Genomic DNA, 23,524 nt, shown 5'->3' on the forward strand with positions numbered 1-23,524 from the left:
CTCTCTCGGGATTCGTGCAGGTAGATGACTATTTGTGTGTGGTAGCTTCGCCCCATGAGTCCGGAAGAGCTCGCCAATCTCGCGCACCTGCGCCGAGCGCGCGATCTGATCGACCGGGAGTACGCGCAGCCGCTCGATGTGCCGACGATGGCCCGCCACGCGCTCATGTCGCCGGGCCACTTCTCGCGCCGGTTCCGGGCGGCCTATGGCGAGACGCCGTACAGCTATCTCATGACCCGCCGGATCGAGCGGGCGATGGCGCTGCTGCGCGAGGGCATGAGCGTGACCGACGCGTGCATGGCGGTCGGCTGTACGTCACTTGGCTCGTTCAGCTCGCGGTTCACCGAGGTGGCGGGGGAGACGCCGAGCGCGTACCGCGGCCGGGAGCACCGCGCCGAGGCGGCGATGCCCGCGTGCGTGGCGAAGGTGCGCACGCGGCCGACACGAAACCAGCCGAGCAGGATCGGAGAAGCGGATCGCGTCGCCGCCGCCTAACGTGGGCGACATGACCATCGCACTCCGCTACTGCCACATCACCGTCAACGACGTGGACGAGTCGCTCACCTTTTACCGTGACGCGCTCGGCCTCGAGGTACGCAACGACGTCGCCTCCGGCGGGTTCCGCTGGGTCACGCTCGGCAGCGCGACCCAGCCGGACCTCGAAATCGTGCTCTCCGAACCACACGCCGGCCGTTCCCAGGCCGACGGCGACGCCCTGCAGGAACTGCTCACCAAGGGCGTCCTGGCGATGATCATCTTCAGCACCGACGATCTCGACGCGACCTTCGAGCGGGTCCGGGCATCCGGCGCCGAGGTGCTGCAGGAGCCCATCGAGCAGCCCTGGGGGCCGCGCGACAGCGCCTTCCGCGACCCCTCGGGCAATCTGGTGCGGATCCAGCAGGCGCCCAAGGCGTAAGACTCGCGTTCAGGTCCTCCTTCTTCGGGCTGCCTCGATGGAGGACGGGGACGAGTGTCCGCGCGGCGGCCACCGCGTCCTGGACCGCGAGGTTGATGCCCACGCCTCCCGCGGGCGACATCGCGTGCGCGGCGTCACCGATGAACAGCAGTCCTGGCCGGTGCCACTGGAGCAGCGAGTTGCCGGTAGTCGCCGCGATCAATGGAGATCAACGCGCCCCGCCCGCCTTGAAAGAACGGCACGTGATCGTCCGCGTGCCGGGGCAGCCGTAACCACAGCACGTCCAAGGGTGGCGAACCGCTGATCGACTGGAGACCGGCCTGCGCGCGCATGGTGGAGTGGCGTCCGTCGGCTGCGATCACCAGATCGGCGCGCACCTCCAGCGGACCGTCGTCGGTGAGGGCCCGTACACCGGCCGTCAGCCCGTCTTTATCACCAGGTCGGTGACCTCGACACCCTGGCGGGCCCCAGCAGCAGGCCTGCCATCATCCCGGCCGGTCTGCCGCCGACCACGCAGCACTGGACGGATTCGGTACGCATGTGCCTCCCCTTTCTTCTCGCGGGGACAGCTCCACGTGCGGGAACAGCAGGTCCACGAGCCGGGTGACGAGGGCGAGAGTGACGCCGTCCGCGGTGCCGGCGAGGAAGGCTTCACCGGCACCGCTTCGCCGTACCCGCAGGTAGGCGTGGAGTGATGCTTACTGGGCGGGCGCGTCGAAGGTCCACACGGCGTGTGCGCCGGGACCGACGGAGAGGGTGGATCGGCCAATCCGCTCCTCGGTCATGGACGGCAGGGGCTTGTTGAGCGACATCTGGATCTGCTTCAGGCCGGCCTGCTCGCGCGCGACGGAGTCCAGCTGGATGCGGGTGCCGCCGCCCTCGGCGACGACGCCCCCGCCGGGAAGCGTCCGGACGGTGAAGCCGCCGGCGCGCAGCAGCGGCACCGTGTTGGCGAGGTCGCGGGCGGGCACTCCGATGCGGATGGAGGTCACCTCACGCATCAGGTGGTCGCGGTAGTCGTCGGGCAGGTAGCGCTCACGGCCGACGTCGCCGGGGAAGCTCGCGGGCTCGGTCTTGCTGCGCGGGTCGGCGAAGTACTCCGGCAGGTACTCCATCGCCCACGGGTCGAAGGCGTCGTACTGGTCACCGGTGGTACGGATGGTGTCGAACCACGGCACCTTGACGCCGTCGCCGAAGTCACGGGTCTGGCGGTACGGGAACGGGTTGGCGATCCCCGCGGCCTTCAGGCGCTCGGTCACCGTGCCGAGGTCCCCGGCGCGCTCGACCGAGGTCCCGAGCCCGGCGGAGCCGAATTCGGCGTCCTGGCCGGGCAGGTCGCCCACCGAGAACAGCTCCAGGTAGGTCTCGCGGCCCTTCAGGTAGCGGCCCTTCCAGGTCATCCCGCCGCCGGTCGTGGTGCGGACCTCGAAGTTGGCGAACTTCCGGAGGTAGTCGGAGTTCTCGACCGCGTCGGCGGTCTCCTTGTCGACGACGCTGTAGGCGTGGTTGTAGAAGAGCAGCTGACGGCCGGGCTTGGGCTGGGTCTCGTCGGCCATCGCCGCGCTCGTGACCGCCCCGGCCAACGCGACGGTGAACGTCGCGGCGAGGACGGTGATCGTCCGTAAGGTTCGGTGAATCAGCATGGGAGTGATCGTAGGTTGGGGAAGATCCTTTCCACGGAAAATTTGACAAACCTCTAACAGTACGCGGGAACCGCACCCACCGCTCCCGCGAATCCGCAGGTCAGCCACCGTGTCGCCCGGTGTCGCGCGGTGAGTGGCCCGGGTCGCCGGTGCTGCGGACGTGATGCGTGACCGTGCTGATGCGCGCTGCTCCCTGGGCGACCGGCGTTCGCAGGCAGTGGCAGCAGTCCGGCGATCGGATGGCACACGCGGCAGCAGGCCGGCGATCGGGCGGGCACGCGCGGCAGGGTGTTGGTCAAGCGGGCCGATCCATACGATGATCTCTACATGCCGTCCCGTACGTCCGCCGCCCTGGCGGGCTTAGCCCTGGCCGTCCTGGCCGCCGGATGCGCCGATCCGGCCGCCGACCGGGTGTCGCTCATCAGCGCGCCCCAGCCCCTGGCCTCTTCGCCACCGTCGTCGCTCACGGTGGCCCCGTCGCCGCCGTCGCCCATGGTGTCCTCGGGTCCCGTGCGGCGGCACCCGTTCCCGATGGCGACCTCCTTGGCCGAGCCCATGGCGACCGGAGCACCCCTGACCGCGACGGGCCCGCCGCGGTTCTTCGTCTCCGCGCGCACTCCGCTCACCTATTTCCCCGGCAGGTCCAAGACCGCTGTCTTCACCCCGGTGCCGCCCGCCGTGCACAACGCCGAGACCGGGGCGTTCATCGCGAACATCCCGCTGCCGCCCGGCGTCGAAAGTTCCTGGCACCTCGTGGCCGCCGCCCGGGACAACCGCACGTTCGCCATCGCCGGCTGGAGCGAGCCGAATAAGCCGGAGATCCGCTTCTTCCTGGTACGCCTCGGTGAGGACGGGCGGCCCGGGAAGCCGGTGGTCATCACGCAGACCGACCCCGACTTCCTGACGATGGTCTACGACCTCGCCCTCAGCGCCGACGGCACCCGGCTGGCCTATTCCACGCCGCTCATCGGAGGTGGCGCCAAGATCTCCGTGCTCGACGTCGCCACCGGCCGGCGCCGGGACTGGAAGACGGCGGCGTACTGGATGGTGACCGGCCTGTCCTGGGCCCCGGACGGCCGCTCGCTCGCGTGCGTGCTGAATGGCCGGGCCATCGCGTTGCTCGACCTCGCCCGCCTGGCCGCCGACCAGGAGGGCGCCGCGCCCCGGATCATCAAGAACGTCACGGGCGTCATGCAGATCGAGTCGATGGCCCACACCCCCGACGGCAGCGCGCTGATCTACGCGTCCGGGCACACCGTCGAACGCGTCCCCGTGGCGGGCGGGCCCACGCGGGTCCTGGCCCGTCCGGAACTGCCGCCCGGCGCCTCACTGACCCTGCGCTTCAGCGTCGACGGGACCGGCGAGCACCTCCTGTACGTGCACGACTGGCGCGCCTACCGGGTCGACCTCGCCGACGGCGCGATCGACTCGGTGCCGATCACCGTCGACCAGCGTCCGGGTGAGGGCGACCCGCCACGCGCGGCCTGGTGACCACCGGCTAGACCGGTCGCGCGGCTTCGCCGAGCTCGCGAAAGCTGGTGACCACCGGCTGAATACGGCTCTGTCGACGACCTCGCGGAACGCGCCCACATGTCGCGGCGGACACTGATCCGCCGCTTCCGCGAGGAGACCGGCACCCCGCCCATGGCCTGGCTGACCGACGCACGCATCGACCGGGCGCGCGAGCTGCTGGAGGCGACCACCGTGCCCATCGAGCAGATCGGCCGCCTCACCGGGCTCGGCGCTCCCGCCTCCTTGCGGGCCGCGTTCCATCGGCACCTCGGCACCTCGCCTCAGGAATACCGGAGCCTGTTCCGCCACAAGGACGAGATGGCGGACGCCTGACCGGCTACACCCGCGCGTCAGTCGTGCTCGCGCCCGAACGCCCTGATCTTGGCGAACATGTCCTCCAGCAGGAAGCGCACGTCGACCTCCTCGCAGACCCGGATCGGGTGGTTCGAGCCGGGCAGGTAGGAGCCGTCCGCGCCGAAGCGGGGAGCGGGTCTGACGCGCAGGTTTCCGCTCGCGGGGTAGAGCATCAGCGCGATGGCCGGTGAGTCGCCCAGCGAGCGGGACTCGATCGGCCCGGGGTGGTAGGTGGCGTTCCACTCGTGCAGCTGCTTGATCAGGTAGCGGCCCAGTGGGCCGGCGTCGCCGATCTTCTCTTCCAGTTCGGCGTAGCTCACCGAGACCTTGGTGTAGACGTCCCTGGGCACCTGCCACACGGTCATGCCGGAGTCGAACACCACGTTGGCGGCGTGGACGTCGTTGGAGAGGTTGAACTCGATTCTCGGTCCTTCGTCGTAGCCGCGGTAGCCGGGGCCGCCGATCCAGATCACCACCAGCGGCCGTCGTACGAGGTCGGGGTCCAGGAGGATCGCGGTGGCCATGTCGGTCAGCGGCCCGAGGAAGGCCACGTAGAGCGGGTCTTCCTCGCTCGCGAGCTTCGACTCCTCGATGATCAGCCGGGCGCCGGGGGAGTCCATCGCGGTGTGCTCGTCGGGCAGCGGCGTCGCCGCGCCGTTGGCCACGGTGACGGAGCCGGTCATGCCGAGCAGATCCAGCAGGAGGTCGATCTCCTCACGGGACTCCTCCATGCTCCGCTGCGATCGCCAGGTGCCGAAATGGGCAGGGATCAGCCCGCGCATGTCGAAAGTCGGTGACAACAAGCCGTGGACGATGGCGAACTGGTCATCCGCCTCGTTCTTGGCGTCGGTGTTGATGATCACTCTGCGCTTGCGCATAGCAGCTCCCATTGCATAATTATGCACTGCCGCATAATCTTTCGTTACGGTAGGTTGGCCGACCTTGGGGGCGCTGTCAAGGATGGGTGGCGGGGGAGCCGGGTTGCCCGTTATACGGTTAACCATGTCGATTCCCATGGTGACGAACTTCAGCGACTTCGATGCCCTCAGCTTCGACTGCTACGGGACCCTCATTGACTGGGAGACCGGCATCGCGGCCGTACTGCGTGAGTGGGCCGGCGCGCACGATCTCCGGATGACCGACGAGCAGCTGCTCGCGGCGTACGCGACGCACGAGGCGCAGGCTGAGGTCGAGCACCCCGGCGACCTCTACCCGCGGATCCTGGCGCGGGCGATGCGTGGCCTGGGCGCCAAGCTCGGCGTGCCGGTCGATGACGAGGAGGCCGAGCGGCTGGCGGTCTCCGTACCTGACTGGCCGGCCTTCCCCGACTCGGCGGCGGCGCTCGAGCGGCTCGCGCGCCGCTACAAGCTCATCATCTTGTCCAACGTGGACCGGGCCTCCTTCGCCGGCTCGAACAAGCGCCTCGGCGTCACCTTCACCAGCATTCTCACCGCCGAGGACATCGGCTCCTACAAGCCGTCTCCCCGCAACTTCGAGGCGCTGGCGCGCGAGGCCGAGCGGCTCGGGGTGGCCGAGGGCAGGTTGCTACACGTAGCGCAGAGCCTGTTCCACGACCATGTGCCGGCCAAGGCCGCGGGCCTGCCGACCGTGTGGATCAACCGCCGTCACGGCAACCCGGGCGGGGGAGCGACGCCGGCGCCGTCGGCCGACGTCACTCCGGACTGGACCTTCACGTCCATGGGCGCCTTCGCGGACGCGGTCGACGCCCCCGCTGTTTGAAGGTCCGTCCTCGCAGGAAGCCAGAAATGCCGCCAAAGTCTAAACGGAAGGTTCAACGATACAGTCGAATGACATGACAGCTTCCAGCTGGGACGCCGCCCGTCCCCTCACCGGCGGCGCACTTACCGCGCTCCTGCCTCCCGCCACCCGCCTGCTCGGCCTCGGCGAGCCCACCCACGGCGTCGAAGCCTTCCTCGAGCTGCGCAACGAGCTCTTCCACCACCTCGTCGAACACGAGGGCTACCGCTCGATCACCCTGGAGAGCGACTGCTTGGCGGCCCTGACCGCCGACGCGTACGTCACCGACGGCACCGCGACCCTCGACGACGCGATGAGCCGCGGCTTCAGCCACGGCTTCGGCGCCTCACCCGCCAACCGTGAGCTCCTGCGCTGGATGCGCGCCTACAACGAGCAGCGCCCTCCGAACGAGCGGCTCCACTTCTACGGCTTCGACGCCCCCCTGGAGGTGACCGGCGTCGCCAGTCCCCGCCCAGCCCTGACCGCGCTGTACGACCACCTCGCCGCCCACCTCGAGCCGGCCTGGAGTCGCGAGACCCTCGACGAGTTGCTCGGACCTGACGAGCGCTGGATCGACCGGGGCATCATGGATCCCACCGAGTCCGTCGGCCGTACCCCCGAGGCCAAGGAACTGCGCCTGATCGCCGACGACCTGCGCGTCCTGCTCACCGCGCACGCCCCCCACCTGACGGCCGCCACCTCACCCGACGACTGGTGGCGCGCCGACCTGCGCGCCCGCACCGCCGCCGGGCTCCTGCGCTACCACGCCGGCCTGGCCGACACCGCGCCCACCCGCCTCGGCGCGCTCATGTGCCTGCGCGATGCGATGATGGCCGACAACCTCGACGCCATCGTGCGCCGCGAGGCCCGTCGCGGCCCCACGCTCGCGTTCGCCGGCAACCGCCACCTGCAGCGCGACAAGAGTCACTGGTGGTTCGCCGGTCAGTCGCTCCAGTGGTGGAGCGCGGGTGCCATCATCGGCACCCACCTCGGCGACCAGTACGCCTTCGCCGCCGCCACCTTCGGCGCCCGCGGCTCCGATGTCCCTCCTCCCGGCACCCTCGAAGGGCTCCTGTCGACCCTGCCCCACGCCCGCGCCGTCATCGATCCCGCCCGCCTCGTCGCCACCCTGGACCGGAAGCTGACGCCCCGCGTGCCGGCCGACCACACCTACCTCTCCCTGGACCCGGCCACCATCGACGAGATCGACGCCATCGTCTTCGTCAAGGAGATCTGACCGCCTCATCCCTGTGAGGGCCTCACAAGCACGCCTACGAGCCGTCGGCCTGGTGGAGAGCGGCGAGCAGGGGCCAGGTCGACGCGGCCATCTCGGCCGGTGTCCGCGGGCATCCGCGCTGGAGCCAGTCGGCGGCCACGCCGATGAGCGCGCCGGCGGTGAACGCGGCGGGCACGTCGTGCGGGACCTGAGGGGCCGCGACCGGTGACACGCATGTGGCGAGGTGGATGGTCGCGGTGATGCGGCGGCGTACGTGGTCGATGACGCGCGCGCTGCCCTGCGGCCCCAGCAGGCTGCGATAGAGACCCGCGTACTCGGCGAGGTTGGTGAAAAACGCCGCCAGCGACTGGATCGGGTCCGGCGCCTCGTCCGCCTTCTCGCAGGCGAGGGCGGGCAGGGACTCGATCAGGTCGTCGACCATGGCGGTGCAGGCGGCTTCGGCCAGTTCGTGTACATCCCGGTAGTGGGAGTAGAACGCCGAACGGCTCACCTCGGCCCGCTCGGCGACGTCGGCGACGCTGATCTGCGACAGATCCCGCTCCTCGGCGAGCTGGATCAGGGTGCGCTGGAGGGCCGCCTGCGTACGTCGCACGCGCAGGTCGACCTTCGGGGGGCTGCTGTCTCTGGTCGTGGCCACGTCCGTAACTCTAGCCTATCGGACATGTGTCTTTATTCTTGCAGATGTACTGTATCTTGCAGATGTCCCGTAAATTTCTCCCCCACTGAGATGGAGACGCCATGACGAAGACTCTCGGCCTCATAGGCACCGGCATGATCGGCGGCACGCTGGCCCGCCTCGCCGTCGCCGCCGGCCTGAACGTCGTTCTGAGCAACTCGCGCGGCTCCGAGACTCTCGCCGATCTCGTGACCGAGCTGGGCGCGCAGGCCCGCGCGGCCACGCCGGCCGACGCCGCCGAGGCGGGTGACCTGGTCGTGGCCACCGTTCCGCTGAAGGCCTACGACCGGCTGCCGGCCGCCGCGCTGGCGGGCAAGATCGTGATCGACACGATGAACTACTACCCGGAGCGCGACGGCCGCATCGCCGAGCTGGACTCCGACGAGCTGACCTCCAGCGCCCTGGTGCAGCGGCACCTGGCCGGCGCACGCCTGGTCAAGGCGTTCAACAACATCGACTTCCACCGCCTGTTCACCAGCGCCCGGCCGGCCGGGGCCGCCGACCGCAGCGCCCTGCCCATCGCGGGTGACGACGCGGCCGCGAAGGCCGAGGTGACCGCGCTGCTGGACGTTCTCGGTTACGACGCGGTGGACACCGGGTCGCTCGCCGACAGCTGGCGCGTCGAACCGGGCACGCCGGTGTACGTCCAGCCGTACTTCCCGGGGCAGGCGCCCGAGGGAGTCGGCCAGGACGAGGCGTTCCGCTTATTCTTCGAGACCCCTGGCGTCCCGGTGCCGGCCGCACAGGTGAAGGAACTGGTCGACAGCGCCGTACGAGGTGTGGCGGGCGGAAAGCTTCCCGCGGGGGCGTAACCCGACTCGGCCGGCGACCTCGCCCGCGAGGCCGTGGTGACCAGAAGACCTCAGCCCGACCTGGCATAGCCTTTCGGCGTCGGCACCTTCCACGTGTCGCGGGCCAGGCGGGCGAGGAGGCGTTTGAGCGTGTCCACGTCCTCGCCGCTCCAGTCCGCGAGGAGCAACTCGAGATCCCGCTGGACGCACTCCATGATCCGCTCCCCGATCTCCCGGCCGCGCGGAGTGAGGGCGAGCAGCACGCTGCGTTCGTCCGACGGCTCACGGACACGCACGATGAGGCCGGCGTCGTGCAGGCGATGGGCGATCTTGGTGAGATTGGCGCGCCCTGTTCCGAGGGCCAGCGCGAGGTCGCTGGGGCGCATCGCGCCCCGGTAGCTGAGCTGGTTCACCACGAGGAACATCGGCACATCGTTGACGGGGAAATCGACGGCGGTCATGAGGGCCAGCCGTACCGCGTGGCTGTCCGCCCAGTGGACGATCGAGGAGAGCGAGACGCGCGGATCGAGAAGGTCCGGGGCGATGACGGATGACAGGTCGATGTCCTGATCGTCGAGCTCGTGGCGTTGTGTCCGCGTCACGATGTGCCTCCCCTCGCCCGTTGTATCCCCGGGAACCCTACTGCCGGTCGGTCGGGCGGGCGACCGGATCCAGCGGCCCCCGCCCTCCCGGCCGGCTCAGCCCGCCGTCGCTTCGCGCAGGAGCAGCAGCCGTACCGGTCCGAGCAGGCCGTGGTCGTGTACCTCGGTCTGCTGCATCCCAGTGCCGCCGGCGAGCTGCGCGGCGATGTCGGGAATCGAGTCGTAGTAGCCGCGGGCGAGCAGCCGGTTGTTCAGCGAGCTCGACACCCGGACCGTCACCGTGTTCTCCCCGGGCCGCAGGTCGGAGGTGACGTCCACGTTCGGGCAGGAGGTGTCGAAGCCCTTGACCGGGCCCTCATTGACCTGAGCGGAGCCGAGACCACCCGCCGTCGATCCGAGGTCGAGCACGTACCTGGCTCCCGCGACGGGCGCCTCCTCCAGGGTGAACGTCGCCTCGTACGCGCCGACGCCGCTGACGTCGGGACCGACCTCGGGGAGGTCCTTCCACGGGCGGAGCGGGCCGCGGCCGCCGTCGAGGCGGGTGATCGCGGTGGTGGGCCGTACCTCGCGGGTCTCGTAGCCGAGCCCGCGGTCCTCGCTGATCACCTCGAACCCGCCGGCGTCCCAGCTCTCGACCGTGGTCGTCCACTCCGTGATCTCCTGGAGGAGGTACGGCTGGACGGGCTCGGAGCCCGCCGGCTCCCGCGCCGAGCGGTCGATCGTGAACAGCGCGGTCTCCCCGGGTGCCAGGGAGACGGAGAGGAGCGTCCGTCCCGCTTCGTGCCGGAGGCCGGGATGGGGGCGGATGTCGCCGGTCCAGGCGTCGATCCGGTGAGCCGTTCCGGTGCCGGGCAGGGCGACCTCGACCGTGGTCGGCTCGCCGGTCTCGTACAGGAAGTGGTACAGGTACAGGTGCAGCAGGTCGCCGTCCTCGCGCAGGTGACCGAGCAGGTTGCGGTTGTCGCCGGTGAACTCGGCGCGTCCGGCGAGCCCGAGCTCACGCAGCGCCTCGACGGTGCCGGACGGGTCGCTCACCTCGGCGACGTTCGGCAGCGCGCGAAGCCGCGCCATCGTCTGGGCGAGCTCCTCGTCGCGGCCGTCGAGTCCCGGGGTGCGGGCGGCGGCATGGTCGTGGATGGTGTACTGGCCGGCCGTGAGCCACTTGAGCTCGGTGGCACCGTTGACGATGAGCAGCTTCAGGCCCCGCCGCGCCCACTCCAGGAGCTTGACCGCCACATCCGGGTCGAGCGTGTCCTGGTAGACGACGAGCGCCTGGTAACCCGGACCGTGCGGTTGCACGAGCCCGTCCGCGAACGACACCTCCTCGCGCAGCAGCAGCGAGCCGTCGAAGAACTCGTAGGTCCACCCGGCGTCCTGCATGCCCAGGTCCTGCCACCAGTGGTTATGACGGTCGCGCATCCACATGCGCCCGTAGGCGTCCTCGTCCGGGATCCGCCGACCGTCCTGGTCGAGGAGGGCCACCCCTGAGGTGTTGTCGGTGAAGTGGTCGGTACGGAGGATCCCCACGTCGATCCGCGGCCTGCCCTGCCGCAGGACGCACTGGAAGCGGCCGATCGCCTTGTTCCACAGCGGATAGAACTCCGCCGCGGGCTGACGCGTGTCGAACCGCTCGGAGAACATCGGCCACATGCCCTCATGCCCGGGCCAATGGGTGACGCCCTCCGCGCCCGCGGTGCTCGCCCAGCCGTGCAGCACGGTCTTGGTGATGCCCGCCGCCAGCTGGGTGGCGATGATCTGGTCGTAGAAGCGGTGGTCGAGCATGTGGTTGCGGGTGGTCGCGCCGGTCTCGGAGGAGTACTGCTTGCCGAACAGGTGAGCCGGCCCGGCCAGCAAGCGATAGGCGTCGATCTGCGCGGCGAACTCCAGCGACTCCGTCTCGATGCCGTCGACCTCCGGCCCCGGCCGGGTGAGCTCGAACGGCAGTCCGTAGCTGATCTCGGCGCGGAGCGTGATCCCGTTGTCGTGCAGGAACGCGGCGAAGGGGCGCAGCATGTTCTCGATGTAGAGATCGGTGAGCGTGCGCACGTAGTCGAAGCGCACCTTCTCGACGGTGACGCGGTGCTCCTCGCGTACGTCGTTGTGGTAGGTCGTACTGACCGCCATGAAAGGCGCGGACCGCAGCAGGAAGGGCAGCCAGCGGGTGAGGTCGTACCCGCGACGGGCGCGGAACTCCCGCGCGAGGGTGCGCCCCCAGAACATGCCACCGGCGCCGTAGACGGACAGCTCGAGGGAGTCCATGTACATCTGCGCGCGCGGGTTGCGGCTGATCTGCTTGCGCAGCTCCGGCGTGAGCACGACCGAGTCCCAGTAGTCGATGACCGCGTCGACCCCGTCCCGGTCCAGGTAGTTGACGGTGTAGTTGACCGACGCCGAGGGCGAGGCGGTCTGTCCGGTGCCGTGCATCCAGAAGACGAAGAGCCGCCAGTCGCCGTCGGCGGGCGCGCTCCACTCCAGCGCCTCGCCCCGCACCTGGTCGGAGAGGTCGACGACGGAGTCGAGGTCGAGGATCGCGCCCGTCGCGCCGCTCTCCAGCACGCGGGCGGCCACGACGGCCACCAGGTGCTGCTCGGTGACCTTGCCGCGGTGGCCGGGAATGTGCAGCGTCGGCGGCTCGGCGTCGAGGTCGACGCGCGGCAGCGCGCCGCTGCGGGAGCCCGAAGCGGCGAGGTCCTCGAACACCACGTCGAGCTCCTGGGCCGCGGCCGGGTGGTCGGGGGTGATCGTGGGGAGGTTGGCGTTCGACCAGTTCGTGCCGGAAGTGAAGCTCACGGACATGTTCCGTTTAGTGGTCTCCTCGACGACCACCTGGGAGTCGTGCACCCACTCCTCCGCGCCCCAGCCGTAGCGGGAGTGGTCGATGTCGCCCTCGTCCATCGCGAGGAACTCCATCCCGCCGAAACCCAGCCGGTGCGCGGTGTCGATCTCGCGGACCAGCGTCTCGTCGGTGTGCAGGCCCTCCGCCAGCCACCAGCGCAGCTCGGGCCGGAACTCGATCGACGGGTCGGCGATCATGCGGGCGAGGTCGTCGAGTGACACGCGTTTCTCCCTGAACGTCAAGGGGCGCCCTGAGAGTGCCCGCCGGACCGACACTAGGGCGCGCAACAGCAGAAAACAATGTCGTGAGGAAACAATAAATTGTCCTGAGGAAACTTGTGAGCCCTCGCGTACGCCTCGGAACAACGCGTCGACAGCGTCGCGCCGACAGGCGATGGTCGACGCCGCGGGCTACGAGACGGTGCTGGGGGCCACGACCGCCACCCACGACGAGCGGCGCTCCATCGAGACGCTCATCGACTTCGGTGCGAGGCGCTCCTGCTGCTGGGGCCGACGATGCCCGAAGCCAAGCCGGCCACTCTCACGGGACACATCGCCGCCGTCCGGCGCCGCGCCTACCGAGCGGCCATGCGACGGCACGGGCTCGAGCCCGTCGTCCTTCCCGGCGGTCTCACCGAGCGCCAAGGGGTTTCCCCTGGAAACCGCGACCTGCTCCGAGAAGACGAGAGCCACCCGCCGGCACGAGCGACTGCATGGGCGGTCAGTTGAACTCACCCCGTGGGGGGTCACACGACGGCGACGGCGTCGATCTCGACGAGGAACCCGGGGCCCAGACCGGCGACGACGTGGACCGTGATGGCCGGCGGCGGGTCGGCCCGGTTCCAGAACTCCTGGAAGGCGGCCACACCCTCGTCGAAGGTGTGGCCGTCCACCACGGCGATGCGCCAGTGCACGATGTTCGCCAGGCTCGCACCCTCGCTCTCCAAGATGGTCGTGAGGTTGCGGAACACCTGCCTGGCCTGCTCCCCGACCGTGGGGCCGACGACCTTGCCGTCGGCGTCGACGCCGTTCTGCCCGCCGATGTAGATCGTCTTGGCCGGCTGTTCGACCACGACGGCCTGGCTGAAGGCCGGGCTGCGGTGGAGTCCCTCGGGGTTGATGTGCCGTGTGCTCATGTGTCGCCCTCCTCTGACGCTGACACCAGTATTAGTGGTTACGTTCGACACCAGTTATAGTGGTTTCATGCGAGCGAGTGCAACCGGCCGGACGCTGCACGATCCCAAGGGAGGGTCGTTCTGGTTCGACGCCGGCGCCGTCTGCCTGGACTTCGCCCACACGGGCGGCGAGGGCCGTTACGCGGTGTTCGAAACCCTGCACGAGCCCGCCGACCTGGGCGAATGGCTGGCCGAGCCGCCGCTGGCCGCGGTCATGACGGTCCCCGTGACGGCCCGCGAGCTGAGCGCGGCCAAGGCCCTCCGTCAGGCGATCTGGGACGTGGCGCACGCCCAGGCCGCGCGTCGCGCCCTCCCCGCCGGGGCGGTCGCGACCATCAACCGGGCCGCGGCTGCGGCGCCGCTGGTCCCCGAGCTGGTCCCCAAGCCGGGCCGTGAGTTCGTCGCCGGTGGCACGACCGCGGGGTGGGTGCCGCCGGTGCGGGCGACGCAAGCGCTGTCGACGCTGGCGCGGGAGATGATCGAGCTGCTGTCCGGGCCGCTCGCCGAGCGCTTTCGCGAGTGCGCGAGCGACGACTGCCCGCTCGTGTTCGTCGACTCCTCCCGCCCCGGCGCCCGGCGCTGGTGCGCGATGGAGCGCTGCGGCAACCGCCACAAGCTCCGGGCGCACCGCGCCCGGCGGAGCACGGAGCCGGATGGCGGCTGATGCCGCCATCCGGCCCGAGGAAGGTTACGTACTCAGCGGGTCACGCCGTTCTCAGGGCATGCCGAACAGGAGAACAGCCGCGTAGTACACTGCCGCGATCTTCCTGCAGGCGCCCCGCACCAGGAAGAAGTAGCCCCCGCACACCTTGTCCTTCAAGGTGATGTAGAAGCGGGTGTCCACATCGGCCTTTCGCCAGAGAGTGCGGTCGAGGTAGTACTTGTAGTGCTTCTTCTGGTTGGTCATCAGGCCGTACCCGTAGTCGTGGGAGTCACAGGCCGGTCGGAAGTCGAACCCGGCGGGACGGTCCGCCCCCGGCTTCGTGCAGTGGTCGTAGTCGATGCCCCGGACCTTGAAGCCGCTGGCGGTCCGCTTCCAGCTCGGCTTCCGCCATTTGCCGCCATGGAATGCCCAGGCCGAGCAGCCCGACTTCGTGTACCACATCCAGGTCTTGGCCGTGTCACACTTCTTCGGGTAGGACTGCGGGGGGTCCACGCCGTCCGGCAGGAAGTCACTGGCCGGCGGCTCGGTGGCGTTGGGGTCGTCGAGGCCGGCCGCGCCCTCGGTCGTCCCGCCGTTGGCCGGCATGTCGGTGCCGGTGGCGGTCACCTGGGGAGCGGCGACGCCCGCCGGGAAGGACAGCTGCCAGCCGCCGTTGCTGGCGGACTCGATCGACGACAGGCGTCCCACCGAGTCGTAGGCGTAGGTCCCCTGGGTGGCGCCGACGGTGGGGTCGGTCACGGTGCGCAGCAGGCCGTTCGGGTCGTAGGCGTAGCTGGCCTCGGTCTGCGGCGCCTGGGTTCCGTACGCGACGGTGATCTCCTTGAGCCGGCCCGTGAAGTCGCCGTTGGAGGTGCTGGTCGCCGTGGTGGCCGTGGCGTAGGTGAACTTGGTGACGGACGCGGGGTTCTCGCCACGGGTCGGCTCCTTGACGGTGCTGACCCGGGCCTGGGCGTCGTAGGTGATCGTGGACTTGCCGAGGGCGGTGGTGCCGACGCTGGTCACGCGCCAGGGGTCGGCGCTCGGCGCCCCGGCCGGCCGTGACCAGACGTAGGTGAGCTGGAGGTCGGCGGCGCTGATGGGGGTGCCGTCGGGGTAGGTCATGGGCTCGGCGCCCGGGTTCAGGGGACCCAGATCCGTCACGTACGTCTCGGTCGTCGTGGTGCGCATCGCGCCGACGGCCGCGTCCCACTTGGTGGTTTCGGTGATCTTGGATCCGTCGGCGGCCTCGTACGTCTGGATGCCGCCGCCGTCAGGGGTGGAGACGCTGCTCTTCAGGGGGTAGCTGGTCGTCGTCCCTTCCTCGAGTTCCGTGACGACGAGAGTGCCGTTCTGGTTCTCCAGTTTCCGGTTGATCTCTCCACCGGCGAACTCCGCCTGCCAGCCCGGCCCGAAGACGCCCAGTTCGGGACGGGTGGCCGGAGCCGACTGCGGCCGCGCCAGATCGCCACCGGCCAGCGCCACACCGTGCTTACGGCTGATCGCGCCCGCCGACACGTCCAGCTCGGTGAGTTTGAACGTTTTGGTGTCGGCGGAGTACTGGCCGGGGCCGATCTCCTGCACGTCGGCCGGCGGCGGGTCGGCGAGCACGACGGTGGAGGCCTTCGAGGTGACCGTGGCGGCGGAGACCTCTGGGGCGAGGAAGGGGAGGAGCATCGCCGTGACGGCGACGGGGAGCGCTAATCGGCGCAAGTGGTGCCTCCAGGAAAAGAGTAAAAGTGATTTGATCACCTGGAGGATAAGTGTAAATAAATCGATTTGACAAGAGCTTGACGGTTTCGCAGAACGATGTTCAAATCACCCATGGAGCTATCGGTTATTTATTCATTTGCCCAGTTCAGCGGGCTGTGTGGTGAGTTTATAGCGAATTTATGGCGATACTGTGGGGGCTTCGACAATAATGACTTGACTTTGGTTATCGGCCATTGTGCTGTCGTGTCACCAGAGATCGCGACGTCGTCGCGGCGGCAGGTCGGGCGGCTCCGGGTCGGACAGGACGAAGATCTCGAACAGGATGCCGCCCACCACAAGGATGGCCACCACGGCGACGAACACATACGGCAGCGATTCAGGTACGAAGATCACCACCGTCAGAGCGACGAATCCCAGCACCAGAACCGCCACAAAGGCAAGGGCGAGCTGCCGCAGCCTCTCCTTCACATGTCCTCCCTGTCTGTCGAGCGCTTTCTTGACCTATTCGTCGGGAACCACTGCCGCGGATTCCGGCGGGCCTGCGGATTCCGTCGCCGAGATACCGAGGGCGGACAGGAACGCTGCGGCGACGGGTGAGGGAGGGAAGCGACTCCAGATGAGGTGCTCCATGCGGGCGGGAGCGTCGCGGAGCTGGAGGACGGGCAGGTCGGGGAGTTCGGCCACGAAGGCGGCGGGCAGCATCCCGATGCCCAGGCCCTGCCGGACCAGGCGAGCGATGAAGTCCACGGTCGTCACCTCGAAGGCGACCTCGCGCCGCACCCCGGCCGCCGCGAACGCCTCGTCCGACTGGGCTCGCGCGGCGGTGCCCAGGGGGAAGTCGACGAACGGTTCGTCCGACAGTTGCCGCAGGTCCACGCACGGCTCGTCGGCCAGCGGGTGGTCGGGCGCCACCAGGGCGACGAGGTCGCCGCGCGCCAGTTCGCGGCCGCGGACCCCCTTGGGGCGTACGCCCAGGGGAAGCCCCAGGAACGCGGCGTCCAGGGCGCCCTGGCGCACCCCTTCGATGAGATCCTCGCTCGCGCCCGAGCGGAGGCTGATCCGTACCTGCCGATGCCGCAGGTGGAACTCCTTCAGCGCGGCCGGCAGATCGACCGCCGCGACCGTGGGGATGGCGCCGATGGCGAGCCGGCCGCGGATCTCGCCGGCGGCGGCGGCCACCTCGGCGCGCGCTCGTTCGGCGGCGTCGAGAGCCTGGCGGGCCGCGGGGAGGAACGCCTCGCCGGCGGGGGTCAGCCGGACGCGGCGGCTGGTGCGGTCGAACAGCTTGGCACCCAGCTCACGTTCCAGGCGGGCGATCTGGTGGCTGAGTGCGGACTGGACGACCAGGCACTGCTCGGCGGCGCGGGTGAAGTTGCTCGTCTCCGCGACCGCGACGACATAGCGCATCTGCTGCAGTTCCATGGATCAATCGTGATACACGATCGGTTCGATGACAAACATGCGTTGGACTCATTGATCCCCTGTCGCCCAAGGTGGGGGCATGACGGCGATGAGACCTCACAACACGGACGGCGGCCTGTCGCGCGGGCTGCTCTTCCTCATGTCGGTGGCGACCGGGCTGGCCGTCGCGGGCAACTACTTCGCGCAGCCGTTGCTCGACCTGATCGGCCGGGAACTGGAGATCGGGCCGTCGCGGGCGGCGCTGTTGGTGACGGCCGCGCAGATCGGGTACGCGGTGGGGCTGATCCTGCTGGTGCCGCTCGGCGACCTGGTGGAGCGGCGGCGGCTCGCCATGTCGCTCTACGCGGCGACCGCGGTGTTTCTGCTGGTCTCGGCCACCGCGCCCAACGGCACGGTGCTCTTGGTCAGTACGGCCCTCACCGCGCTGACCTCGGTGGGCGCGCAGGTCGTGGTGCCGTTCGCGGCGACGCTGGCGGCCCCGGCCGAGCGTGGCCGGGTGGTCGGCACGGTGATGACCGGGCTGATGCTCGGCCTGTTGCTGGCGCGGACCGCGTCCGGAGCATTGTCGGAGCTGGGCGGGTGGCGGACGGTCTACTGGGTGAGCGCGGTCCTGATGGCATTGATGGCCGTGCTGCTGCGCGTCTTCCTGCCCCGGCTCGGCGGAGATGGCGGCCGTCAGTCTTACGCCGGTCTGCTGCGCTCGACGGTGGCGATGTTCCGGTACGAGCCGCTGCTGCGCTGGCGGGCGGGGATCGGCGCGTTGAGCTTCGCCTCGTTCAGCGTGCTGTGGACGGCGCTGACCTTCCTGCTGGCGGGCTCGCCGTACGGCTGGTCGGAGTCGGCCATCGGCCTGTTCGGGCTGGCCGGTGCCGTGGGCGCGCTGGCCGCCACGGTGGCCGGGCGGCTGGCCGACCGCGGGTACGTACAGATCGTTTCCGGTGCCGGGACGGTCCTGCTGGTGGCGTCCTGGCCGGCGCTCGCGGCCGGGGCGCACTCGCTGGTCTTGCTGCTCGTCGGCGTGATCGTGCTGGACCTGGCCCATCAGGCGGTGCTCAACAGCAGCCAGAACGTCCTCTACGCGCTCCGGCCCGAGGCCCGCAACCGGATCAACTCCGCCTTCATGACCACCCTGTTCGTCGGCGGCGCGATGGGGTCCGCGCTGGCCTCGGCGGTCTGGGCGTACAGCGGCTGGACCGGTGTGTGCGTCTTGGGCGCCACCCTCTCGGCCGGGACCGTCGTGCTCTGGGGCCTGGAGCGCATCAGCACCGCCCGGGCGACAGGCGAGCCCCCGAAGGTCGTCCGCGACCTCGTCCGTACCCACACCGAAGGAGAATGAGCATGTCGCGTACCGTGCTGATCACCGGCGCCACCGGAACCGTGTCCAGCGCACTGATCGACGCGCTGGAAGGCGCCGAGGTGGACCTCCGGGCTCTCGTCCGCGAGGAGTCCAGGGCGGCCGGCCCGCGCGAGGTGGGCGCCGAGGTCTTCGTCGGGGATCTCGACGACGCCCGGTCGCTGCCGCCCGCCTTCGAGGGCGTACAGGATGTGTGGCTGCTCACCCCGAACGGCCCGCGCGCTCCGGAGCACAACATGAACGCCGTGTGGGCCGCACGCCAGGCCGGTGTGGAGCGTGTCGTGCGCCTGTCCGTCGTCGGCGCGGCACACGACGCGCCGAACCGCAGCGGCAGGCTGCACGCGCTGTCCGACCGGGAGACCGAACGGTGCGGCATGCGCTGGACGATCCTGCGTCCCCACTGGTTCATGCAGAACCTGCTGAACGAGGCGGGCGACATCGCGGCCACCGGCACGTTCTCGCTGAACATGGCCGCCGCGCGGGTCGGGATGATCGACGTACGCGACATCGCCGAGTGCGCTGCCCGCGTGCTTCTCGACGACCCGGATCGTCACCACGGCCGGACGTACACCCTCACCGGCCCGCGCTCGCTGACCTTCGACGAGGTCGCGGGCCACTTGAGTCGCGCTCTCGGCAGGTCCGTCACGCATGTGCCGGTCAGCGACGACGCCAAGCGCAAGACCCTGCTCGGCTACGGCGTCCCGCCATGGATCGTCGACATGCTGGCGGAGTACGCGCGGGCGTACGAATCCGGCTGGGGGGACTTCACCACGGATACGGTCGCCGACCTTCTCGGCCGCCCCCCGCGTGACATCGCCGACTTCGCCCGCGACCACGCCGCCGCGTTCGCCTCGGCCGGCTGACAACTACGGTCCTAGCCGTAATCGGGGTACTTGACCACCATCAGTCTATTTTCTAGATTTCGGCCATGACCTTAATTAGGAGAATCCTGGCGGCGGGGCTCAGCGCCGCCATGCTGCTGAGCGTGGCGCCCCCCGCCCACAGCGCGACCGGCCGGGTGACCGATCTCGGCGTCCCGCTGCAGGACGTGCTCCTCCTCGGCGGCGTCGTGGCGCCCGGCCCCGACGGCCAGGCGGTGCTCTGGGGCGCCTCCTCGGGCACCCCCGCCCACCTCAACGCCGTCGACCCCGCCACCGGCGCCGAACGCGGCCGGTTCGACCTGCCGGGCGCCGCCGGGGCCTGGGCGGTGGACGCGACGCCCGACGGCAGCCTCTACGCCGGCACGTACGGCGACGGCCGCCTCTACCGCTGGACCCGCCAGGGCGGCGTCGCCGACCTGGGCCGCCCCCTGCCGTCGGAGAACTTCATCTGGTCCGTGGCGGCCGGCGAGGGCGCGACCGTCTACGGCGGTACATCACCAGGCGGCCGGTTGTTCGGCTACGACCCGGCCGGCGGCGTCCGGGACTACGGCCGGCTGTCCCCGTCGCACGCCTACGTCCGCAGCGTCTCCTACGCCAACGGCAAGATCTACGCTGGTACGGAAGCCCCGGCGGCCGTCTTCGAGGTCGACGCCGCCACGGGCGTGGCCGAGCGGCTGCCCGCCCCGCCGGGACTGGACCTCACCGACAAGTGGGCCTACGACGTCAACGCCGTCGGCGGCTTCCTCTATGTCAGGTTCGGCAGCGCCTTCCCGGGGCCGTTGCACGTCTGGGACATCGCCGCCCATGCCTGGACGGACGCCGTCGAGTCGGCCCACGGCCTCGACGTCTCACCGCCCGACGACCAGGGCCGCGTCTACTTCGTCAAGGCCGCCGAGCTGGTGTGCTACGACCCGCGCACCCGAACGGTGACCGGGACCGGGATGCCGTTCACGGGGCGGGTGGCGAACACCAGGGGCATCGGCTGGGCGGAGCTGGGCCTGCCCGACTATCCCGGCAAGAGCCTGGTCGGGCTGCTGTGGCGGGGACTGATGTTCCGCTACAACCCGCAGACGGGCGCGCGCTCGTTCGTCCAGACCGGCATCAAGGGCGAGCCGATCGACATCACCGCCATCGCCGACGGCCCGGACGGCCGCGTCTACACCGGTGGCTTCCTCAACGGCGGGTTCGCCGCGCTCGACCCGAAGACGGGGGAGCGGACCGAATTCCACACCTTCTCCCAGAGCGAGGCCATGACCGCGCACGCCGGCAAGCTGTATGTCGGCGCCTACCCCGAGGCCAGGGTCTACGCCTACGACCCCGCGCTGCCGTGGAACAGCACCGAGTACTCGCCCAGCCCGGTTCCGGGACCGGCGCCCAACCCGGCCAGGCTGTTCGACCTCGCGGCCGACAAGCAGATCAGGCCGCGCGCCCTGGTGTCGGCGGGGCGCTACCTGGTCGCCGGTACGATGCCCGACCTCGGTCAGCTCGGCGGAGTGCTGGCGGTGTGGGATCCGGCGAAGGGCGAGCTGAAGCACGCCGCGCGCAACGTCGTACAGGACCAGAGCATCGTGTCGCTGGCCTACCGCGACGGCGTCGTCTACGGCGGCACCTCGATCTACGGCGGCCAGTCGGCCACCCCGCCCACCCAGCCCGAGGCCAAGCTGTTCGCCTGGTCGGTGCGGGAGAACCGGCTGCTCTGGCAGATCGTCCCCGCGCCGGGCAAGCCGGCCATCCCGGCGCTCACCTTCGACCGCCGCGGGCGGCTGTGGGGGATCGCGGGCGGCGAGGTGTTCGCGGTGAACGTGGCGGCCCGCAAGGTGGTCTCCAAGGTCACCCTCTCGTCGAGTACGAGCGCCAGCGGCGCCCTCTCCCTCAACAGGAGGGACGGCCTGCTGTACGGCGCGCACGCGGGGACGGAGGTGTTCGCGCTGGACCCGGTCTCCGGGCGGCGGACGGTGCTGCGGCAGGGACCTGTGCACCAGCTCGCGGTGCACAGGTCCGGGGACGTCTACTTCGCCGAGGGGCCGCGGTTGTTCAGGTATCAGCCGCAGAGCCGGTAGGTGGAGAAGTTCTCGAAGCGTGACAGGTACATGTGCTGGTCCGGGCCCTTGAGCAGGATCGACATCGGGCGGGCGATGAGCGTGAGCGTCATCGCCGCCCGGTCGATCCGGTAGGCCTTGCCCTGCACCTTGCCGTACAGCATGCCGTCGCGGCCCAGCTCGATGTTGGTGTCGAGCCAGACCTGGGTGGCGGTGGACCACGGGTAGGTCTGGTGCCGCACGCTGCGCAGGGTCTGGCCCGTGGCCGGGTCGAGCTCGAAGAGCGTGTCCGGCGTGAGCCCCCAGAGCCTGCCCTCGCCGTCGAAGGTGATCGAGCCGAGCGCCAGGTCGCCGGGCACCGGGGTGCTGGTCCACTTGAGGGCGTCGGTGGCGATGTCGTAGGCGAAGGCACGGGCTTCGCCCTGAGGGGTGCTGGTGCCGCCGAAGGCCGACGTCGTGCCGTACAGGACGCCGTCGCGGTAGGCCAGGGCGATGATGCTGTGACCCGGGATGAGGTTGCGCCTGATCACCGACCTGCCGGTGGCGGGGTCCAGCAGCCCCAAGGCGCCGCCGAGCGTGCCGGCCTTGGGCACGGTGCCGAAGGCGAGCCAGTCGCCGGCCGAGACCATGGCGAAGGGCCGGTCCTGCTCCTGGCCGGCGAGGCCGAGCAGCAGCCGGGGCTCGCTGCCGTCGAACTCGTAGATGCGGGCACCGGGGTAGACGCCGAGGTAGAGCTTGCCCTTGTGGGTGACGATGCCCTCGCTCTGGCCGACGTTCGGCCAGAACTGCGCCGCGCCGGTCACGGGGTCATAGGCGGCCAGGCCGCCGGTGAAGAAGCCGCCCGCGTAGACGCGGCCGTCGGGGCCGACCCCCATCGACCTGATGGAGACGGGCTGGCCGGTCAGCGTGGAGTCGAACAGTTCGCCCCGGCCGCTCTTGCGGTCGTAGTGCCACATGCGGCCGGTGGAGGAGGTGCCCACGAGCGTGTGGCCGATCCAGCCCAGCGGGCGGGCGGCGCCGCCGCCGAAGTCGGTGAAGCCGAGCCGGGTCGTCTTCCGGCGCTTGATGTCGTAGACGGCGAGCTCTTCGCCCTGGAACAGGTAGACGCGGCCGCCGCGGGCCCCGCCGCCGACGGTGAGGCTGTCGACGTCCTCCACCACGTCGCGCCATCGGTTCCCGGCCAGGTCGTAGACGCCCATGGGGTTGGCGCCGGTGGAGGTGCCGAAGCGGACCAGCAGGCGACCGGCCACCACGTCCAGGTCGTAGGCATAGCCGCTGCCCTCGATCGGCGGGTCGATGACCTTGATCAGGGTGCCGTCGGGCTTCAACACCGCCACCTTCATGCTCGCGGCGCCCATGCCGGCGTAGATCGTGCCGTCCTTGGCGATGGCGAGATCGCGTATGTACTGCTCGCCCGGCACCGGGCTGCCCAGATCCGAGATCCGCCCGGTGGCCGTGTCGTAGCGGAAGAGCCGGCCGTTGGGCGAGGTGCCGCCGTAGACGGCGGAGCCGTCGGGGCTGGCGGCCACGGTCCACACGAACGTCTCGCCCGGCACGGCGATGCCCAGCTCGCTGACCTTGTCGGTGGCGGGGTCGTAGCGGAAGAGCCGGCCCATGGCCCCGGCCGTGGCGTTGTAACTGCCCACGTAGACGGAGTGATCGGGGGCGACGGTGACGGCCCAGGAGCCGAGCGCGTACGGCAGCGGGCGTTCGGCGACCAGCGTGGCGTCCGCCGCGTTCCTGATGCCGAGCATCGCGGGGCCGGACGCGCTGGAGGTGACCGAGTAGACGCGGGCGCCGTCGCGCGCGGTGCCCGCGGTGGTGGCGCCGGTGAGCGGCAGGGTGCCCAGGCTCTGGAAGCCGCAGCCTGTCGGAGGTGCAGCGGTTTCGGACCTGACCGGAGATGTGATGGACAGCGCGATGGCTAATGCCACAGCGAAAATGCGCATGGGTCCCTCCAAGAGAGATATAACGGC

General features: G+C 70.1%; 23 protein-coding genes and 1 pseudogene. 11 read left to right on the forward strand and 13 right to left on the reverse strand.

Translation table 11 applies throughout. The annotated features are described in order from the left end of the window. The first annotated feature begins 54 nt into the window (after positions 1-54). Together AB0B61_RS35360 and AB0B61_RS35365 are read left to right on the forward strand one after the other, a co-directional pair. Positions 55-495, forward strand: coding sequence for a helix-turn-helix transcriptional regulator (locus AB0B61_RS35360; RefSeq protein ID WP_358441412.1), 441 nt, complete (start codon positions 55-57; stop codon positions 493-495). 10 nt (positions 496-505) lie between these two features. Beyond that, positions 506-916 carry a VOC family protein gene (locus AB0B61_RS35365; RefSeq protein WP_358441415.1) on the forward strand — a complete coding sequence of 137 codons (411 nt, stop codon included), beginning with the start codon at positions 506-508 and terminating at the stop codon, positions 914-916. Between the two features lie 134 nt (positions 917-1,050). On the opposite strand, the gene AB0B61_RS35370 is transcribed toward AB0B61_RS35365, so the two are convergent. The 3 genes from AB0B61_RS35370 to AB0B61_RS35380 all read right to left on the reverse strand — a co-directional run bounded on the left by AB0B61_RS35370 (position 1,051) and on the right by AB0B61_RS35380 (position 3,116). After that, positions 1,051-1,293: a hypothetical protein gene (locus AB0B61_RS35370; RefSeq protein ID WP_358441418.1), complete on the reverse strand. Its 243-nt coding sequence runs from the start codon at positions 1,291-1,293 to the stop codon at positions 1,051-1,053. 321 nt (positions 1,294-1,614) lie between these two features. Beyond that, a complete protein-coding gene (locus AB0B61_RS35375) occupies positions 1,615-2,559 on the reverse strand; it encodes a DUF5829 family protein (RefSeq protein WP_358441420.1) in 945 nt (314 codons plus the stop codon). A 323-nt stretch (positions 2,560-2,882) separates the two neighbouring features. Next, positions 2,883-3,116, reverse strand: a complete 234-nt coding sequence (locus AB0B61_RS35380) for a hypothetical protein (protein WP_358441423.1) — start codon at positions 3,114-3,116, stop codon at positions 2,883-2,885. Between AB0B61_RS35380 and AB0B61_RS35385 the strand changes: the two genes are divergently transcribed. After that, positions 3,091-4,050 (forward strand): hypothetical protein, encoded by a 960-nt coding sequence (locus AB0B61_RS35385; RefSeq protein WP_358441426.1) that lies wholly within the window; start codon positions 3,091-3,093, stop codon positions 4,048-4,050. The genes AB0B61_RS35380 and AB0B61_RS35385 overlap by 26 nt on opposite strands. An 81-nt stretch (positions 4,051-4,131) precedes the next feature. Further along, positions 4,132-4,404: pseudogene (locus tag AB0B61_RS35390) on the forward strand (helix-turn-helix domain-containing protein); the annotation flags it as partial. A gap of 17 nt (positions 4,405-4,421) precedes the next feature. Here AB0B61_RS35390 and AB0B61_RS35395 read toward each other — a convergent pair. Continuing rightward, complete coding sequence (locus AB0B61_RS35395; protein ID WP_358441429.1) at positions 4,422-5,303, reverse strand: nucleoside hydrolase; 882 nt, start codon at positions 5,301-5,303, stop codon at positions 4,422-4,424. A gap of 124 nt (positions 5,304-5,427) precedes the next feature. Here AB0B61_RS35395 and AB0B61_RS35400 point away from each other — a divergent pair, with 124 nt between their 5' ends. Together AB0B61_RS35400 and AB0B61_RS35405 are read left to right on the forward strand one after the other, a co-directional pair. Beyond that, positions 5,428-6,165 (forward strand): haloacid dehalogenase type II, encoded by a 738-nt coding sequence (locus AB0B61_RS35400; RefSeq protein WP_358441432.1) that lies wholly within the window; start codon positions 5,428-5,430, stop codon positions 6,163-6,165. 73 nt (positions 6,166-6,238) lie between these two features. After that, positions 6,239-7,420, forward strand: a complete 1,182-nt coding sequence (locus AB0B61_RS35405) for an erythromycin esterase family protein (RefSeq protein ID WP_358441435.1) — start codon at positions 6,239-6,241, stop codon at positions 7,418-7,420. A gap of 34 nt (positions 7,421-7,454) precedes the next feature. On the opposite strand, the gene AB0B61_RS35410 is transcribed toward AB0B61_RS35405, so the two are convergent. After that, positions 7,455-8,057, reverse strand: coding sequence for a TetR/AcrR family transcriptional regulator (locus AB0B61_RS35410; RefSeq protein WP_358441438.1), 603 nt, complete (start codon positions 8,055-8,057; stop codon positions 7,455-7,457). Positions 8,058-8,158: 101 nt separating this feature from the next. On the opposite strand from AB0B61_RS35410, the gene AB0B61_RS35415 reads away from it, so the two are divergent. After that, entirely contained in the window at positions 8,159-8,908 is a 750-nt protein-coding gene (locus tag AB0B61_RS35415; RefSeq protein WP_358441441.1) for an NAD(P)-binding domain-containing protein, read from the forward strand. A gap of 50 nt (positions 8,909-8,958) precedes the next feature. On the opposite strand, the gene AB0B61_RS35420 is transcribed toward AB0B61_RS35415, so the two are convergent. From AB0B61_RS35420 to AB0B61_RS35435, 4 genes are all read right to left on the reverse strand, one after another. Next, positions 8,959-9,489 (reverse strand): MarR family transcriptional regulator, encoded by a 531-nt coding sequence (locus AB0B61_RS35420; RefSeq protein ID WP_358441444.1) that lies wholly within the window; start codon positions 9,487-9,489, stop codon positions 8,959-8,961. Positions 9,490-9,585: 96 nt separating this feature from the next. Beyond that, positions 9,586-12,546, reverse strand: coding sequence for a glycosyl hydrolase (locus AB0B61_RS35425; RefSeq protein WP_358441446.1), 2,961 nt, complete (start codon positions 12,544-12,546; stop codon positions 9,586-9,588). A 189-nt stretch (positions 12,547-12,735) separates the two neighbouring features. After that, positions 12,736-13,017, reverse strand: coding sequence for a hypothetical protein (locus AB0B61_RS35430; protein ID WP_358441449.1), 282 nt, complete (start codon positions 13,015-13,017; stop codon positions 12,736-12,738). A gap of 53 nt (positions 13,018-13,070) precedes the next feature. Further along, positions 13,071-13,460 (reverse strand): RidA family protein, encoded by a 390-nt coding sequence (locus AB0B61_RS35435; RefSeq protein ID WP_358441451.1) that lies wholly within the window; start codon positions 13,458-13,460, stop codon positions 13,071-13,073. 67 nt (positions 13,461-13,527) lie between these two features. Between AB0B61_RS35435 and AB0B61_RS35440 the strand changes: the two genes are divergently transcribed. Further along, on the forward strand, positions 13,528-14,163 hold the full coding sequence (locus AB0B61_RS35440; RefSeq protein ID WP_358441454.1) for a CGNR zinc finger domain-containing protein: 636 nt from the start codon (positions 13,528-13,530) through the stop codon (positions 14,161-14,163). A gap of 51 nt (positions 14,164-14,214) precedes the next feature. Here AB0B61_RS35440 and AB0B61_RS35445 read toward each other — a convergent pair whose 3' ends face one another. The 3 genes from AB0B61_RS35445 to AB0B61_RS35455 all read right to left on the reverse strand — a co-directional run bounded on the left by AB0B61_RS35445 (position 14,215) and on the right by AB0B61_RS35455 (position 17,274). Next, the gene (locus tag AB0B61_RS35445) at positions 14,215-15,852 is read right to left on the reverse strand and encodes a phospholipase A2 (RefSeq protein WP_358441457.1); all 1,638 of its coding nucleotides are present in this window, start codon (positions 15,850-15,852) and stop codon (positions 14,215-14,217) included. Positions 15,853-16,098: 246 nt separating this feature from the next. Continuing rightward, positions 16,099-16,320, reverse strand: coding sequence for a hypothetical protein (locus AB0B61_RS35450; RefSeq protein ID WP_358441459.1), 222 nt, complete (start codon positions 16,318-16,320; stop codon positions 16,099-16,101). A 33-nt stretch (positions 16,321-16,353) separates the two neighbouring features. Next, complete coding sequence (locus AB0B61_RS35455; protein WP_358441462.1) at positions 16,354-17,274, reverse strand: LysR family transcriptional regulator; 921 nt, start codon at positions 17,272-17,274, stop codon at positions 16,354-16,356. A 79-nt stretch (positions 17,275-17,353) separates the two neighbouring features. Between AB0B61_RS35455 and AB0B61_RS35460 the strand changes: the two genes are divergently transcribed. From AB0B61_RS35460 to AB0B61_RS35470, 3 genes are all read left to right on the forward strand, one after another. Next, complete coding sequence (locus AB0B61_RS35460; protein WP_358441464.1) at positions 17,354-18,610, forward strand: MFS transporter; 1,257 nt, start codon at positions 17,354-17,356, stop codon at positions 18,608-18,610. A gap of 2 nt (positions 18,611-18,612) precedes the next feature. Then, on the forward strand, positions 18,613-19,491 hold the full coding sequence (locus AB0B61_RS35465; protein ID WP_358441466.1) for an SDR family oxidoreductase: 879 nt from the start codon (positions 18,613-18,615) through the stop codon (positions 19,489-19,491). Positions 19,492-19,556: 65 nt separating this feature from the next. Continuing rightward, a complete protein-coding gene (locus tag AB0B61_RS35470) occupies positions 19,557-21,569 on the forward strand; it encodes a hypothetical protein (protein WP_358441468.1) in 2,013 nt (670 codons plus the stop codon). Here AB0B61_RS35470 and AB0B61_RS35475 read toward each other — a convergent pair. Beyond that, on the reverse strand, positions 21,551-23,497 hold the full coding sequence (locus tag AB0B61_RS35475; RefSeq protein WP_358441471.1) for a hypothetical protein: 1,947 nt from the start codon (positions 23,495-23,497) through the stop codon (positions 21,551-21,553). The two genes, AB0B61_RS35470 and AB0B61_RS35475, sit on opposite strands and share 19 nt — an antisense overlap. Positions 23,498-23,524 lie beyond the last annotated feature (27 nt).

Origin of the sequence: Nonomuraea sp. NPDC049158, from assembly GCF_040648335.1 — a bacterium.
In the GTDB taxonomy this organism is placed as follows: Bacteria; Actinomycetota; Actinomycetes; order Streptosporangiales; family Streptosporangiaceae; genus Nonomuraea.